Raw genomic sequence first — 16,428 nt, 5'->3', positions numbered from 1 at the left:
TTTAAATTTTTAAAAGTTCTCTGTAAATGAATTCATTTTCATCATCAAAACAGACAAAAACAACTTTTTCAATAATTTCTGACTGAAAATTCTGTACTTCATTAACAGTAATTTTGGCAGCCAATTCCTTTGGAAATTTATAAACTCCCGTACTGATATTTGGAAAAGCAATGCTTTTAACATCAACGCTTTTTGCCAGTTTTAATGAATTTTTATAACAATTCGCCAAAAGTTTCGAACATTTTTCTTCATCTCCATTCCAAATCGGGCCAGCCGTGTGAATAACGTATTTTGCAGACAAATTTCCTGCTGTTGTCACGACAGCTTCCCCCGTTTTACACTTCCCTTGTCTATTTCTAATTTCAATACATTCATCCAAAATTTGCTTTCCTCCCACACGATGAATTGCTCCATCAACTCCACCGCCACCCAATAAAGATGAATTGGCTGCATTGACGATTGCATCGGCTTTTATTTTGGTAATGTCACCTTTTATTAATTCAATTTTCATTGTAATTAGTTTTCATTCAATCTCAGCTTCCTGTTTAAATCACCCTCATTAAATCGTAATGGTTTTTCTTCAGGAATCAACAAATTATCCAAGTCATCATTTAAAACAAATTCATGCTGTTCTTTCACGAAATCTGAAATACTTTCAATTAAAACAATATCTTCCTGAGCAAAAGATTTGATGAAATCATTTCTTAATCCAATTTGTATTGCTCTTCTCTCCAATTTATTACCGAAAGGATCATGATCCGGATCCCATTGCAATCTCACAGATGATTCTTTTACCTGATTTTGCCATTCTTCTCTTGATAATTCCAACCTTTCGTTGTAAGAAGAATAAACGGCATTTTCTAAGTATTTTTTAAAAGCATCAATTTTTAAATGAATTGCCAAAACATATTCCTGTCCTTCTTTTCTTCCCCATCCGTTTCGGTACATCATCCACAGAAAATTAGGTTTGATCCAAGTCATTCTTTTAAGACTAAATGCTCCTCCAAAATATTGATTCTGAACTGCAAATTCACCAATTTCTTTTCGATAAGACTGATAAACAATTATTTTCTCATCATCATATTGAGCCATGATGTGATGTCCCTTTTGAGGCCAATCTTGTAGTTGTTCTTTATATTTTTTTAATTTAAGTCTCATCCTATTTCTTCGAATGGCTTTATCATTTCTTCCTTTTTAGTGAGAACCGCAAAAACCACTCTTTTAAATTTATTTTTATATTTCCCATGAAGATGTTTTTTGAACAATTCTGCAATTTCTTTCGGATCATTTTTGAAAACTCCACATCCCCAAGCTCCTAAAATCAATGTTTCATTTCCCTGGTTTAAAGCTAAAGCGAGCATTTTATCCATTCTCAAATCCATTGCTCCGAAAATTTCGTCTGCTCTTTCAGGTTCCTGTCTTTTTACAACACCCGCATTTACCGCAGGAGAAGTTATAAAATTGCACAAAACAGGTTTTGTCAGCAATTCACCTTTATCTTTTCTGAAAACCGGAACTTTCGGACTGTAAATCATCATATCTGTGTAAAAACAAGATTCCATTGCGCGATGGGTTTCATAATATTCCCATCCTTGCAATAAACTGTCATGAAGACCTGAAGTTCTCGCCAAACTCTCTTCCTGAGCTTCTGCTCCATTGATAAAACCTCCGCCCGGATTTTTTGCTGATGCGAAATTCAGACACATGATTTTCTCCTGATTTTCTTCTTCAGCCAATCGTAAAATCGCTTTTAAAGAACTGCAGCTCCAAGTTTCAAATTTTGTTTCAAAATCTGTTTTCGGAAGCTTATTTGCTGTCATTTCCGAAAGCTGTTCAGATGAAAACAAAACAGTTTCTTTTTTACAGATTTCCAGTTCGTTTTCTATATTTATTTTTTCGTTGTCTTCGTTTATATAATATTTTTTGGCTAGGATTTCTAATGTATCTTTTGCCATTCCTTTATTTGTCATCGTTAGTTTTTTAATACTTAATAATAAGTTTTCTACATCCGGATTTGCAGGATTTTTAAAATTATCTCCAATAAATACTTTTGTCACATCAATTTTTCCTACAATTGCCTGATTAAATTTTTCTAAATCTTCAGAAGGAATCCACAATTCATTATGATTTTTTGCGCCAACATTTTGCGTTGGATATTTATTTACTTCATCTTCCAACACTTCAAATTTTGTTACAAAACCAAGATAATTTCCTGCTTCATCTCTTGTATTCCATTTTTCAGCAATTTCGGAAGCATAGTCTTCGTTCAAAACGGGATAGAAAATCGGTTGCCATTCTAGTCTTGGAGGAAATTTTTTGTAATTGCTTTCGATTATTAAAATCATTTCTTTTTCTCCGACTGGTCTGAAAAGTGTTTTTGTTTTCATAATTAATGCTTTGTGTTTTTATCCCCTCAATTCGTCTCTTACTTCCATTAAAGCAAATCCCAGAAGATTTTCACCATTCCATTGCTGAGGATTTTCGGCTTGTCTATCTGTTTCGAGCATTCCGATTCCCCAGATTTTGTCATAAGGACTGGCTTCTACTAAAATTTTATCTTCTGTAGAAAGTAAAAATTCTTTAAAACCTTTATTTTGAGAGAACTTTAATAAATTTCCCTGTTTTACGATTTCATATTTATGATCATCCCAAAATTGAGGATCAAAGTTTTTGACTTTTCTTCCTAAGCTTTTGGCTTGATTTGGAGTTGCTGCATTTAGAATTTTCTCTAAAATTTCCATATCATTAAATAATTTCGCTTTTCCGGCCATCATATAATGTTCAGCAGTTTTATAAACAATTCCATTTTCGTGAAACTCAAACGGAAACCATTGACTGAAACATGCTTTTGTAATTTCATCTTTTACCGTGTGTCCCCAAAAGAACAGGAAATTCAACGTCTCTTTTTTCTGAAACTTTTCAATTATATTTTGTAATGTATATTTCATATTGTGTTATTTTTACACAAATTTAAAAGAATCTGATTTTATCATCCAAATTTATTTGCGTTAATTTTACACTAAATTATTTAATCAATTGATTTTCAGTAATTAAAATTTATTTTATGTAAACACAAATGACACAAATGTTTTCCACAAATGATACAATTTTGATTATTTCTATGTTTTGGCTAAAGCCAATTTGATGTATTTTGAATTGAAAACGGACTAAAGTCCGTTCCTATCGATGTTGAAAATCTAGATTCGTAGTTATTTTGAAGGATAAATTATCCACGCATTTTTGTCATTCTGATGAAAGAAGAATCTATTTTCATGTTTTGTAGATTCTTCCACTTTGCTTCATTCTGAATGGATCGGTGTAACCAATCGGTGGTTGCTTATTCTACGAATTCATTCATGAAATTAATGTTTAAAAAAAGCTATTTTATTTCAAAATAAAAGCCTTCCTCTTCCAATTCTTTATATTTTTCCTGATTAAAAGTGAATAATTTCCCAGGTCTGCCGCTGCCTTCTTTTTTAAGATTATTGGTTTCATTCAACAGATCATAACTCATAATCTTTTTACGGAAATTTCGGCGGTCTATTTCTTTACCAACGATTGTTTTATAAAGATTTTCAAGGTCTGAAAAAGCAAATTCTTCACTCAAGAGGTTGAAACCAATGGGTTGATATTGGATTTTTGTACGAAGTCTTTTTAATGCAATATCAATAATTGTTTGATGATCAAAAGCTAATTTAGGCAGCTGGTTTACGCTGAACCATTGCGCATCTTCCGCATCAGAATCCGCAAACAGTTCATGATAAGAAGGGTTAACAAGTCCCAAATAAGTGATAGAAACCACTCTATTTCGCGGATCGCGACCAACATTACCAAAAGTATAGAGTTGTTCCAAAAAATCGGGTTTTATGCCTGCTTCTTCGTGGAGCTCCCTTTTTACAGCATCATCGAGGTTTTCATCATCCAAAACCAATCCGCCGGGAAGCGCCCAACCTCCTTTGAAAGGTTCAATATTTCTTTTAATCAACAAAAGCTGAAGATCTTTTTTATCAAAATATCCGAAAATAACTGCGTCTACAGCAACTTTTATATCCTGTAATTTTTTTGGAGACTCCATAATATTAATTTGCGTTACGAATACACAAAAATATTGTTTTAATTCGGATCTTTAAAATTAATCTGTCTCTTTTTACTGTCAAATAAAAAATAATTCACTCTATTCAAAAATTTATTATATTTATTTTAATTAATAACTAACTTAAAACTAAACTATTATGAAAAAATTATTTCTTGCATTCTGCACCGCTACTCTATTCATTGCCTGTGACAAGGTAAAAGTGGATATGAAAAATTCTGACAAAAAAGATTCTTTAGCCAACGACGAATGGAAACCCGTAGATTCGGCAACCGCAACCAAAGCATGGATGGATTATGCAACTCCTGGAGAAATGCAGAAAATGATTGCTAAAGCCGACGGAAATTGGAACGGAGAAACTACTATGTGGATGGAAGATGGCGCACAACCAATGACTAGCAAATCTGAAGCGACAAACAAAATGATGTTCGACGGTCGCTATCAAATGAGCACACACAAAGGGAATATGATGGGAATGCCTTTTGAAGGAGTAAGTATTCTGGGATATGACAATTCTAAAAAGAAGTTTGTAAGCACCTGGATCGACAATATGGGTACCGGAATTATGAACATGGAAGGCGATTGGAATTCATCCTCAAAATCTATTGAATTTAAAGGAAAAATGACCGATCCTTCAAGACCCGGAAAAGATTGTAATGTAAGAGAAGTTTTCACTTTCGTTGATGATAACACCCAAAAAATGGAAATGTTTGGTCCAGATCCGAAGACCGGAAAAGAGTTTAAAACAATGGAAATAAAATTTACCAGAAAATAAATACTCTAAAACAAAAAAATCCGCAGAAATCTCTGCGGATTTTACTTTTATTTTTGCCTTTTACCTGGCTCTTTTACTTAATCATTAAGCTTCAATACAGCCATAAATGCCGATTGCGGAACTTCTACCCTGCCAATCTGCTTCATTTTCTTTTTACCTTCTTTCTGTTTTTCCAAAAGTTTACGCTTTCTGGAAATATCTCCTCCGTAACATTTTGCGGTAACGTCTTTTCTTAAAGCCTTAATGGTTTCTCTTGCAATAACTTTCGCTCCCAAAGCTGCCTGAACTGCAATGTCAAACTGCTGTCTCGGAATCAGTTCACGAAGTTTCTCACACATTTTTTTACCAATGTAATAAGCATTAGAATCGTGAATCAATGAAGAAAGCGCATCCACCATGTCACCATTAATCAGAATATCCATTTTAACCAGCTTAGAAGAACGCATCCCAATTGGTGAATAATCGAATGAAGCATAACCCTTAGAAATTGATTTCAAACGATCGTAAAAGTCAAAAACAACTTCTGCTAAAGGCATATTGAATGTTAATTCTACTCTATCTGCCGTTAAATAACTTTGGTTTACAATCTCTCCTCTTTTCTCAATACAAAGCGTCATTACGGCTCCAACAAAGTCAGATTTTGTAATGATCGAAGCTTTAATATAAGGTTCTTCAACTCTGTCTAAAAGATTAGGATCAATCATTTCAGATGGGTTGTTGATTAAAATTGCTGTTTCGGGTTCTTTTTTAGAATATCCGTGGTACGAAACGTTGGGAACGGTTGTAATAACGTTCATATTAAATTCTCTTTCCAAACGTTCCTGAACGATTTCCATATGAAGCATTCCTAAGAATCCGCAACGGAAACCAAAACCAAGAGCTGCAGAACTTTCCGGTTCGAATACCAAAGAAGCATCATTTAATCTTAATTTTTCCAATGAGAATCTTAATTCTTCAAAATCTTCCGATTCGATAGGATAAATACCGGCAAAAACCATTGGTTTTACTTCCTCAAATCCATCAATTGGTGCATCTGCAGGGTTTACAAAAGAGGTAATCGTATCTCCTACTTTTACTTCACGGGCATCTTTAATCCCCGAAATAAGATAACCTACATCTCCACATTCAATTGTTTTCTTTGGAACCTGCTTTAGTTTTAAAGTTCCGACTTCATCCGCACCATATTCCTTTCCTGTAGCAAAAAATTTGATCTTTTCGTTTTTGGAAATACTTCCATTTACAATTTTGAAATAAGCTTCAATTCCTCTAAAAGGGTTATAAACAGAATCGAAAATCAATGCCTGAAGTGGTGCTTCAGGATCTCCAACCGGTGGCGGAACTCTTTTCACAATCTCCTCTAATAATTCGTGAACACCCTCTCCTGTCTTACCAGAAACTCTAAGAACATCTTCGTATTTACAGCCTAAAAGTCCCATGATTTCGTCGGTAACTTCTTCAGGATTAGCAGATGGAAGATCTATTTTATTAAGAATCGGAATAATTTCCAAGTCGTTTTCTAAAGCTAAATATAAATTACTAATCGTTTGTGCCTGAATGCTTTGCGCAGCATCAACAATTAAAAGTGCTCCTTCACAAGCTGCAATAGAACGAGAAACTTCGTAAGAAAAATCTACGTGTCCCGGTGTATCGATAAGATTCAAAATATATTTTTCGCCATTAAGCTCATAATCCATCTGGATGGCGTGAGATTTAATCGTAATCCCACGTTCTTTTTCCAAATCCATATCATCAAGCGTCTGAGATTGTAACTCTCTTTGAGTCACCGTATTGGTATACTCCAAAAGACGATCCGCCAAAGTACTTTTACCGTGGTCGATATGGGCGATTATGCAAAAATTTCGTATGTTTTTCATTTAAGAACTATGTAATTTGCAAAGATAAAAAAATGCAGGAGAATTTCATTTTTAATTTTTAGTGATAAACACCATTTATTCTGTTGATTTAAATTGAAAAAGAGAGGTAAAATGTTTTTCTTGGATACTTATTTAGATTTACCAAAATTCTCTGGTAATATATAATGTCCGGTTAAAGGATCAAGTGAAACTTCAGTTCCTGCCATTGCCTTTCTCTTTTTTGCAGCTTTGGCATCAATTGCCACGATTGCCACATTAGCAACCACACTTCCTATTAATCCCGCAATACCGCCGCCAACCATTATAAACGAAGAATTAGATTCCGGGAAAAGTTCTTCTTTTTTAACTTCAATAAAAAGCCCCAGTTCATCCCTGAAAATTTCAGTATACCCTACCGGAATTACTTTATACGGAACTCCATTATATACAAAAGCATAAAAATTTCTGATTGGCATTTTCTCTTCTCCATTTACTGCTTTGGTAACGATTCCTTTACTATTGGTTTCAATGATAAAGCCATGTTCAGGACGGTGAGTAAAGAAACTGTAATAGTCTTTATAAACACCTTCTTTTAGATGATCTGCTTTATAAATTTCAAGTGTATCTTTTAAAATGGTTTCATAATTTTGAAGTTCCTCCTGAGAAATCGTAATCTCCCAAGGTTTTGCATTATAAGAACCTTTTAATAATTCCGAAAACGTAAGACTGATTTTTTTAGCAAGACTTTGAGCAAGATACGGCGTTACGCGAGAAGAAACTGTTGCAACGGTGTCTTTTCGGTATAATAAATGATACCCGTCCTCTTTTTTAAGAAATGTGCTTGCGCGGACTTCAAGTTTTCCTATTGAGAACTTCTCTTGTTTATCTTCAGAAACTTTTATATTTTCAATCAAAAGAACTAATTCGTCATTTCCTTTTACAGGATTATCACTGTAAAACCAATCCTGGAAATCTTTGACTGCATTATTTTCAAACGCTATATTTACCTGGTCTTTATGGTACATTACAGAGCCAATTTCTTTATTTTCTCTTTGATCAATTACCGTAAAGTTTTTATAATTAACTTTTTTGCTTTTAACTGACTGCGAAAGTTTTATTGTTTCGGTTTTTTGAGCGCATAGAGATGCTGAAACTAAAATGAATAGGAATAGCTTTTTCATTTTTTATTTTTTTGAATTTTAACGGGTAATAATTAAATATAGAAAAGTTTATAATTATTTTTCAAAAATATAAGTTCCGTTAAGGGAATCAATATAAACATCAGATTCCTGAGTCGATTTGAATCCTATTCCGTTTACAGCACCGTTTGCCCCATTAGATCCAGAATCTACTACTGCTCCAATCAAAGCTCCTACGACTCCACCTGCAAGTGCACCTATCATAATACCGCCTGTTTTTGTTTCAGAAAAAAGATTTACTCTCGAAGTATGAATATAAAATCCTTTTTCATTTTTTTTCATTTCGTCAAAACCAACGGGTGTCAGTTTATAGGCTACGCCGTTTTCCACATAACAATACATTTCTGAAAAAGAGGTACTCACTTGATTTTTGATTAATCGTACCACTTTTCCTTTTTTATTTTTTTCTACCCTGTAATCAAAGTTTGGCTGCTGATTGTAAAAAGTTTTAGAACTTGTATAAACACCGTTTTCAAGGACAGGATTGGTTAATGCTTTATTGTTTTTAATCAAATATTCATCATAATTATTTATCTGATTTTCCGGAATATAAGATCCCGAAACGGAACCTGAATAGGTAATTTTAATAAATTCAGAAATAATATCTGAAATTTGCTGGGCTAAGTATTTTTGTGGGTGAGAGACCGTTTTTGGATTGCAGACAATAACGTTATCGAATCTCGTAATGAAATAGTATTTATCATTTCTCTTCAAAAAACCTGATATTTTTATCTTGGCTTTGGCATAAGGAAAAGTTTTGTTTTCGTCTTGTTCATCATATGCTTTCAAATTTTCAAGCATAATCACAATATCTGTATTCCCTACATTATCATTAGCTTCCTTAAACCATTTTTCAAAGTGGCTTTTAAGGTCTACATCAGCAAATTTAATTTCAGCTTTTTCATCTTTATCTGTTACGCTACCGATAGTCTTATCGTTTCTGTTATCTATTAAAGTTAATGATTTAATGAAACCTTTTTTATCTTTAATATTCTGATTCAAAGTTATGAGTTCAACTTTTTGAGCAGCTACTGTTGCGGAAATCAATAGGAAAAAGATCAATTTTTTCATTAAAAATATTTTCTACAAATATTCTAAAATTAAACGACCCTCACAATAAATTGCAAGAGTCGTCCAACATTAAAAAAATAAACTATTATGGGTTTTGCTTCGGTCTGGGAGAATTTCTCTTCCCATCATGAGACTTTTTTTCGTTCATCTTATCTCTCATCATCGCTTCAGAATTGAAAAGTTTCAATACTTTCTGACAAGGAATAACGGTCTGCATTTTTTCTGCATATCTCTTTTTGTTATCCAACAATTTTTGTCCTAAATCAAAACTTTGCTGAAGTTTTACTTTCGCTTCTTCTTCATTAAGTTTCTCCGGATCAAAATTAGAATCAAACTGGCTTTTTATTTTCTTCTGATCATCCAGATATTCATTGTAAATAGAAGTAAACTCTGCTTTATCCTGCGGTGAAACTTCCAGCATATCGACAACCATTTTATTTCTGAATTCAGTAAGAAGAGCTTTTCTTTCATCCGGTGACATACTATTTATCACCTCTTTCCTCTTTTCCGGACTCATTTTCTTCCAGTCATAATCCTTGACCTGGGCATTCAAGCCAAACCCTGAAATTATAAAAAGTGTAAATAATATTTTTTTCATCTTCTTTTTAATTATATAAGTCCAAATAAACATCCTGACTCGAGTTATTGGCTAACTCGGCGATTTCAGAATTGGTAAGAGATTCAAGATATTCATTCATATGAACGTCATTTGCTGCTTTTACCGATTTTTTATTCTGATTTTCAGAATTATTATTCACTACCTGAGAAACAACAGGCTTTATATTCATCTGACTTTCAACTGTTTGATTAGCATTTTCAACAGAAGTTAAATCTGATGCTAAAGTTTCGTAAGCTATTTGACTTTCTTTTTTTGGAACTTCTATGTTATTAGCATAACGATTAACCGAATCTCCATTTACCGGAGAATTTGAATTATAAACAAAAGTCACTCCAAAAATAAGAGCTACAGACGCTGCAATTGCATATCCCCAATTCAGTTTAAAAATTGGCGCTTTTTTCTCAGCTTTTATTTCATCCAATACATTTTCCTGAACAGTTTCAAAAACACCTTCAGGAATTTTATATATGTTTTTGCGTTCCAATTTATCCAAATCAAAACTCTGCACTCCGCTTAGAACTCTATCCTGAATCGTTTCAAACATATTTTCAGGAACTTTGTAAATATTTTTACGTTCTAATTTTTCCAGATCAAAATCTTTCACTCCGCCCAACACGTTTTCCTGAATGCTTTCAAAAAGATTCTCAGGAACTTTATAGATGTTTTTGCGTTCTAAATTATCCAGATCAAAATTTTCCATTTCTTGTTTTCTCAAAAATTATCTTTCGTAATTCTCTTTGATATATTCTTCTATTTTTTGTTTGGCATAATGATAATTTGTTTTTAATGTCCCCACCGACATATCTACAATCTGAGATATTTCTTCGTAAGGTAAATCATCATAATACCGCATCATAAATACCAACTTCTGTTTTTCAGGCAGACTTTGTATCGCTTTTTGCAGAAAAATTTGTATTTCTTCCGCATCACCTTCGGTGTTATCGGCAACCAGATTCTGCATATAATATTCAGGATCTTCGTCGGTCTTCTGCATTTTCTTAAGCTTATTAATCTGCTGCAACGCTTCATTGGTTGCAATTCTGTAAAGCCAGGTGTACAGCTGACTGTCATTTTTGAACTGATGAAAATTCTGGTACGCTTTGATGAAGGTTTCCTGCAAAGTATCCTGAGCAAGGTCTGCATCTACAATAATACGTCGAATATGCCAATATAATCTGCTTTGATAAGCATCCATCAGCACACGAATACCTTTTTCAAGTGTTCGTGGGTCTTGCATCAGCGCAATAATTTCCGCGTCCTTAATCTTCATAAGATGCTTTCATTGGTTTTGATTACAAAAATATTTAAAAGTTAAATTACTTATTCAATTTTTGTGCTATAATTTGGGTTCTTATTATTAAAAGTTAAAAAAACATCCATCGTCTGACTTCCATCACCCAATCAAAATATTTATCTTTGTTCAATGCAAACAGTCATTATCGGATCCGGAAATGTTGCCTATCATCTGGCAAAAGCATTCGTTCAGAATGGTATTTCTTTAGCCCAAATCTTTGGTAGAAATGAGAATGAACTTCAAAAAATTTCTTCAGAATTAAATATTCCTTTTTCAACAGAAAAACTGGAAGATGCAGATTTATATTTTATCTGCGTAAGTGACAATTCTGTAGAAGATGTTTCTAAAATAATTTCTAAAAAAAATAGTCTGGTTGCTCATACTTCAGGATCTCTTCCTAAAGAAGTTTTGGTAGGAGAGTACAGAAAATCAAGTTTTTATCCTTTACAGACCTTTTCAAAATCGAAAGATTTAGACTATACAAAAATACCTTTTTTTGTTGAAGCTGAAAATACAGAAGATCAAAAAATCCTAATCGATTTAGCCTCAAAAATTTCAGAAAATGTAATGGAAAGTACGCACGAAAAGAGAAAATATATTCATTTAACAGCAGTTTTCGCCTGCAATTTTGTGAATCATCTTTTTTCGAGAGCGAAAGAAATTTCAGATGCTCAGAAAATCCCGTTTGATTATTTTTTACCATTAATTGATGAAACCGTTCAGAAAATTCATGAAATTGAACCAAAATCTGCACAAACCGGACCAGCTGTGAGAAACGACAAAAGAGTTCTTGAGTTACACGAGCAATTATTGCAGGACGAAAGTCTTGAGATTTATAAAACGATGAATCAGTCGATTAAAAAAATGTATCAATTGCCATAAAGTTTTAACTTTGAGGAAAACAGAAAAAATGAATACAAATATCATTCGTTCCCTCATCATCGGAGCAGCCATCGTTATTACCGCTTTTGTGTTAGGCTCAAGCTTTAAAAACAGAAACTTAAAACAGGACACCATATCCGTTACTGGTCTTGGTTCTAAGGATTTTATTTCAGACGAAATAAGTTGGGGCGGAAGTTTCGACGCCAGTGCGATGGATGCCAAAGAAGCCTATAATTTAATCTCGCAGGATAAAGAAAAAGTAAAAGCTTTTTTCTACAGTAAAGGTTTCAAAGCTGGTGAATTTGCTTTTGGCGGGGTTAATTTTTCAAGGTCTTATCGTACCATTACCACAAAAGAAGCAGACGGATCAGAAAAATCTGAAGATATTTTTGATGGCTATAAAGCTACTCAGAGCGTGTTTTTCAGAGCGAAGAAAAATCCGGCTTTGATGAAGAAAATTGAAAGCGTTATTGATAAAACTGCAGAACTCATCAACAATGGTGTTCAGTTTGAGCCGTCTTCAGCACAATATACGTATTCTGATCTTTCTTCTTTAAAGCACAGTTTGATAGAACAGGGCTCAAAAGATGCCAAAGAAAGAGCCGAAAAAATTGTAAAAAGTGCCGACGGAGATTTAGGAAAACTAAAAGATGCTTCGATGGGTGTTTTCCAGATTACGGCGAAAGGTTCTACTGATGAAGACAGCTATGGAGGAAATTTTGATACTTCCAGCAAGGAAAAATCGGCGAGAATTACCGTAAGACTTACGTATAATCTTGATTAAAATTAGTATTAATAAAAAATAAAATGCGATTAGTGAATGCGATTGACTTGAATTTTTTATCATTCATCAATTATCATTGATCAATCATTAATTAAAATGAGTTATAAAGAGAAATTAAAAGATATAAAAGCATTTGTATTTGATGTAGATGGTGTTTTCACAGACGGAAGCGTTTATCTGATGCCCGGTGGAAATATGAGCCGTGTAATGAACGTTTTGGATGGTTATGCGGTTGTAAAAGCTTTAAAAAACGACTATCTCATTGGCGTTATTACGGGTGGAAATGACGAAATGGTGAGGCACCGTATCAGTTATCTGGGAATTCAGGATTATTATGCAAAATCGCATGATAAGATGGTAGATTATGAAGATTTTAAGAAAAAATATAAGCTTAAAAACGAGCAGATTCTTACAATGGGAGACGATTTACCGGATTTTCATATGATGCAGAATTCGGCGATTGCAGCCTGTCCTGAAAATGCCGTTCCTGAGATCAAAGGAATTGCAGATTATATTTCTCAGATCAAAGGTGGAAGCGGGGCAGTACGTGATGTCATCGAACAGGTAATGAAAGTTCAGGGTAAATGGCATGATGATAATACGCAATCTGTTTAAAATTTAATGATGAAAATATTATTAGCATCGCAATCTCCGAGAAGGAAAGAACTGTTGTTAAACTTAGGGTTTGATTTTGAAGTTGTAAAAATCGATTGTGAAGAAATTTTACCAGGAAATATAAAAATAGGAGAGGCTGCAGCGTATTTATCTGAATTAAAAGCTAATGCGTTCAGAAATCTTTTAGAGGGAGAAGTTTTACTGACTGCCGATACGGTTGTTGCAAATGATAATAAATTTCTCGGAAAACCGAAAGATGAAAACGAAGCCAAAGAAATGCTTCAGTCATTATCCGGAAAAACACATCAGGTTTACACCGGAATTACGATTAAAACTTTAGATAAAACCATTACAGAAACTGATGTTGCCGATGTAGAATTTGATGAAATTTCGGATGAGGAAATCAATTTTTATATTAAAAATTACAAACCCTTCGATAAAGCAGGAAGCTACGGAGTTCAGGAATGGCTCGGAATGTCGAAAATCAAAAAGATCAACGGGAGTTTTTATACCATCATGGGATTGCCCACTCATTTGGTCTATAAAATTTTGAAGGAAATCTAAATATTTTCAAAATAAAATTTTATTATTTTTACAAAATCATCAAACTGCTGATAATAAAAAGTAAATTAGCGAGTTATATTGAAATAATGAAAAAGAATATATTACTCCTTTTAGCCGCAATCGTTGTCGTTTCCTGCAGCACGAAAGTGAAAAAGCCGGAAGCAAGATCTAAGTTTTTAAAAGGATTTTCAACATATTACAATACACTTTTTAATGCAAAAGATGCGTTGAACAGTGAATTTACAGACAGAGATAAAGCCCATAAAGACAATTTTTATGCGCCATACATTCCTATCCTTACTTACGAAGAGCAGCCTTTAGGAAGTGATTTGGGACAATCTGCTGCTTTTGCCGAAAACTCGATGAAAATGGCAGAAGTAAACCGACCGCAACAACCTGGAAGAACAGGTCCGGGAATGCCTTCAAATGGTCCTGGAATGCCCGGAAATATGCCTCAGGATGCCAACAATCCAGAAGCTGCAAAAGGAGCAACAGTTTTAGAAATCGCAGAAGCAAAAGCCTTAAAAGCTATCAATAAATATTCTGTCATCAGAAAAGGAGAGGAGAAGAATAAAGTGATTTTTGATGCGTATATCATTTTAGCACAATCAAGAATTTATCAGGGTAAAGCCGTGAAAGCACTGGATGCACTGAATTACGTTTTCACCCACATGAAGGAAGACAAAAGGCTTCCTTTAGCTCATATTTATGAAGCTTTGGCTTATTCACAGATTAAAAATTATCACAAATCGGATGAGATTTTTGATAAGGTTAAAAGTGAAAAATTAAGCAAAGATCATGAGAAACTGCTGAGTATTTATTATGCAGAATCTCTTTTGGATCAAGGTAAAAAAGAAGCTTCTGTAAAAGAGCTGGACCGTGCTTTTGAATTAAATAGTAACAGAAAACTAAAAAGTAGAATTGCTTTTTTGAGAGGTCAGGTTTTACAGGAATTGGGGAGATCAGAATTAGCCAGAGAAAGCTTTGTGGCCGCTTACAAATATGCGAATGATTTTGAATTTGAAGTAAAATCACAGATCGAGATTGCTAAAACCTTTAATGGAAGAGGAAATTATGAAGGGGCAAAAGATTATCTTGAAAATATAAGTAAAAAAGGAACGTATGGTTCCAGAAAAAATGAGTTTTATTATGCCTTAGGTTTAATGGCTACCAAAGCCGGGAAGAAGAAAGAAGGCCAGGAGTTTTTCAGAAAATCATTGCTTGAGAAGGTTTCTGATCCGCAGGTGAGAGGTTTGACTTATTATGAAATCGGGAGAGATTATTTAGACCGAAACGATTACATCGGAGCAGGAGCTTACTATGATTCGGCACTGGCTTCAATGACGTACCAACCATCAAAAATTTTGTTGCAGGATCAGTCGAATTACATCAAAAAGATCTCAAAAAACTATTATTTAATCAAGAAAAATGACAGTATTCTTACATTGGCAAAAATGACAGAGCCACAGAAAACTGATTATTTTGCAAAATATATTGAGAAACTAAAAATCAAAGAAGAAAAAGAAGAACTTGAGAGAAGACGTGCCGAGAGAAGCAAAGGTTTTGATACCGGAGATTACAATGCCAATTCTTTATTTGCCAACAGCGGAAATTCTTTTGAAGATTTCGGAGTGGCGCAAAAAGGTTTTTATTTTGGCAATACAGGAACGGTAAGCAAAGGTACATCAACATTTAAGCAGGTTTGGGGAGATCGTGCTTTGGTTGATAACTGGCGCTATTCTAAAAAAATGGCTACGATTGAAGATATGAAAAACGAAGCATTGGGAATAACTTCTGCACCCAACCCGCGACGTTTTGAACCTTCTTATTATATCGAACAAATACCATCTGATGCAGGAAAATTATCTCAGCTTAAAAAAGACAGAGATACCGCTTCTTTGGGACTTGGAATCATGTATCAGAACTATTTTACCAATACCGCTTTAGCTACAAAAACATTGTATGATCTGATAGATGTAAAACCTGAAGAAAAAGTAATGTTGCAGGCTTTATATGAAATCTTTGCAATGAATTATGAGAAAAATCCGCAGATTGCAGCGAGAGCGAAGCAGATTTTACTGACCGATTATCCTTATACTTCTTATGCAGAATTCGTAAGAAATCCTAAGAATAACTCTTTTGTAAAATCTTCTGAAGAAGTTGAAAACGAATACAAAATGGCTTATGCCCTCTACGAATCTGAAAAATTTACGGAAAGTCAGGGGAAAATAGATCAGGTGATTCTTAAATATCCGAAAGATGCCATGATTCCGAAACTGAATCTCCTGAATGCATTCAATGCCGGAAAAACAAGCGGAAAGGAAGTAATGATTCTTCAGCTTGAGCAGATTGTTCTCAACTACGCCAAAACTCCGGAAGGTTTAAAAGCTAAAGAAATGCTTAATTATTTGAAAAGCGATTTGGCATTCAAGGCAACAGACAATAAAGGAAATGCGGTTCAGAACAGCCCGTTCAACGGACCTGGTAAACCAACAAATATTCCTCAAAATAATCAGAATAATATTGCTCCGGGGAATAATCAGATGCAGATGAATAATAAAAGTCAGATGATGAACAATAATCCTCAGAATAACAATAACATGAAAAAGGGCGTTCAGATGCAAAAACTCGAAGCTCCTGTTGAAGCAAAGCCGATGAATAAATAAAAGAAAAGCGAAG

17 protein-coding genes are annotated in these 16,428 nt (G+C 33.9%); 6 read left to right on the top strand and 11 right to left on the bottom strand.

What is annotated here, in order from left to right; translation table 11 throughout:
• Position 1: 1 nt before the first annotated feature.
• From BA768_RS19930 to BA768_RS19905, 5 genes are all read right to left on the bottom strand, one after another.
• A complete protein-coding gene (locus BA768_RS19930; protein WP_065722139.1) occupies positions 2-511 on the bottom strand; it encodes an O-acetyl-ADP-ribose deacetylase in 510 nt (169 codons plus the stop codon).
• 5 nt (positions 512-516) lie between these two features.
• Entirely contained in the window at positions 517-1,158 is a 642-nt protein-coding gene (locus tag BA768_RS19925) for a DUF4291 domain-containing protein (RefSeq protein WP_065722138.1), read from the bottom strand.
• On the bottom strand, positions 1,155-2,387 hold the full coding sequence (locus tag BA768_RS19920; RefSeq protein ID WP_228388528.1) for a TIGR02452 family protein: 1,233 nt from the start codon (positions 2,385-2,387) through the stop codon (positions 1,155-1,157). Before BA768_RS19920 ends, BA768_RS19925 begins: the two co-directional genes overlap by 4 nt.
• Before the next feature lie 18 nt (positions 2,388-2,405).
• A complete protein-coding gene (locus BA768_RS19910; RefSeq protein WP_065722137.1) occupies positions 2,406-2,948 on the bottom strand; it encodes an NADAR family protein in 543 nt (180 codons plus the stop codon).
• 431 nt (positions 2,949-3,379) lie between these two features.
• On the bottom strand, positions 3,380-4,075 hold the full coding sequence (locus BA768_RS19905; protein ID WP_065722136.1) for an NUDIX hydrolase: 696 nt from the start codon (positions 4,073-4,075) through the stop codon (positions 3,380-3,382).
• Positions 4,076-4,232: 157 nt separating this feature from the next.
• Here BA768_RS19905 and BA768_RS19900 point away from each other — a divergent pair, with 157 nt between their 5' ends.
• A complete protein-coding gene (locus tag BA768_RS19900) occupies positions 4,233-4,868 on the top strand; it encodes a DUF1579 domain-containing protein (RefSeq protein WP_065722135.1) in 636 nt (211 codons plus the stop codon).
• A gap of 77 nt (positions 4,869-4,945) precedes the next feature.
• On the opposite strand, the gene lepA is transcribed toward BA768_RS19900, so the two are convergent.
• From lepA to BA768_RS19870, 6 genes are all read right to left on the bottom strand, one after another.
• Positions 4,946-6,742: a translation elongation factor 4 gene (lepA, locus tag BA768_RS19895; RefSeq protein ID WP_034672923.1), complete on the bottom strand. Its 1,797-nt coding sequence runs from the start codon at positions 6,740-6,742 to the stop codon at positions 4,946-4,948.
• A gap of 128 nt (positions 6,743-6,870) precedes the next feature.
• Positions 6,871-7,902, bottom strand: coding sequence for a hypothetical protein (locus BA768_RS19890; RefSeq protein ID WP_065722134.1), 1,032 nt, complete (start codon positions 7,900-7,902; stop codon positions 6,871-6,873).
• A gap of 54 nt (positions 7,903-7,956) precedes the next feature.
• Positions 7,957-8,991 carry a hypothetical protein gene (locus BA768_RS19885; RefSeq protein WP_065722133.1) on the bottom strand — a complete coding sequence of 345 codons (1,035 nt, stop codon included), beginning with the start codon at positions 8,989-8,991 and terminating at the stop codon, positions 7,957-7,959.
• Positions 8,992-9,076: 85 nt separating this feature from the next.
• On the bottom strand, positions 9,077-9,589 hold the full coding sequence (locus tag BA768_RS19880; protein WP_034676904.1) for a hypothetical protein: 513 nt from the start codon (positions 9,587-9,589) through the stop codon (positions 9,077-9,079).
• Positions 9,590-9,596: 7 nt separating this feature from the next.
• Positions 9,597-10,310, bottom strand: a complete 714-nt coding sequence (locus BA768_RS19875) for a hypothetical protein (RefSeq protein ID WP_228388526.1) — start codon at positions 10,308-10,310, stop codon at positions 9,597-9,599.
• Positions 10,311-10,328: 18 nt separating this feature from the next.
• On the bottom strand, positions 10,329-10,880 hold the full coding sequence (locus BA768_RS19870; RefSeq protein WP_034672917.1) for an RNA polymerase sigma factor: 552 nt from the start codon (positions 10,878-10,880) through the stop codon (positions 10,329-10,331).
• Between the two features lie 153 nt (positions 10,881-11,033).
• Here BA768_RS19870 and BA768_RS19865 point away from each other — a divergent pair, with 153 nt between their 5' ends.
• From BA768_RS19865 to BA768_RS19845, 5 genes are all read left to right on the top strand, one after another.
• Positions 11,034-11,786, top strand: a complete 753-nt coding sequence (locus tag BA768_RS19865; protein ID WP_034672915.1) for a Rossmann-like and DUF2520 domain-containing protein — start codon at positions 11,034-11,036, stop codon at positions 11,784-11,786.
• Positions 11,787-11,814: 28 nt separating this feature from the next.
• The gene (locus BA768_RS19860) at positions 11,815-12,570 is read left to right on the top strand and encodes an SIMPL domain-containing protein (protein ID WP_065722132.1); all 756 of its coding nucleotides are present in this window, start codon (positions 11,815-11,817) and stop codon (positions 12,568-12,570) included.
• A 96-nt stretch (positions 12,571-12,666) separates the two neighbouring features.
• Complete coding sequence (locus BA768_RS19855; protein ID WP_065722131.1) at positions 12,667-13,185, top strand: KdsC family phosphatase; 519 nt, start codon at positions 12,667-12,669, stop codon at positions 13,183-13,185.
• Between the two features lie 9 nt (positions 13,186-13,194).
• Positions 13,195-13,749 (top strand): Maf family nucleotide pyrophosphatase, encoded by a 555-nt coding sequence (locus BA768_RS19850; RefSeq protein ID WP_065722203.1) that lies wholly within the window; start codon positions 13,195-13,197, stop codon positions 13,747-13,749.
• 86 nt (positions 13,750-13,835) lie between these two features.
• Positions 13,836-16,415, top strand: a complete 2,580-nt coding sequence (locus BA768_RS19845; protein WP_083206754.1) for a tetratricopeptide repeat protein — start codon at positions 13,836-13,838, stop codon at positions 16,413-16,415.
• Positions 16,416-16,428: the final 13 nt, after the last annotated feature.

The organism is Chryseobacterium sp. CBo1 (assembly GCF_001693475.1).
Classification (GTDB): domain Bacteria; phylum Bacteroidota; class Bacteroidia; order Flavobacteriales; family Weeksellaceae; genus Chryseobacterium; species Chryseobacterium formosense.
Note: the sequence above shows the minus strand (reverse complement) of the source record. Positions and strands in the feature narration are given on the sequence as shown.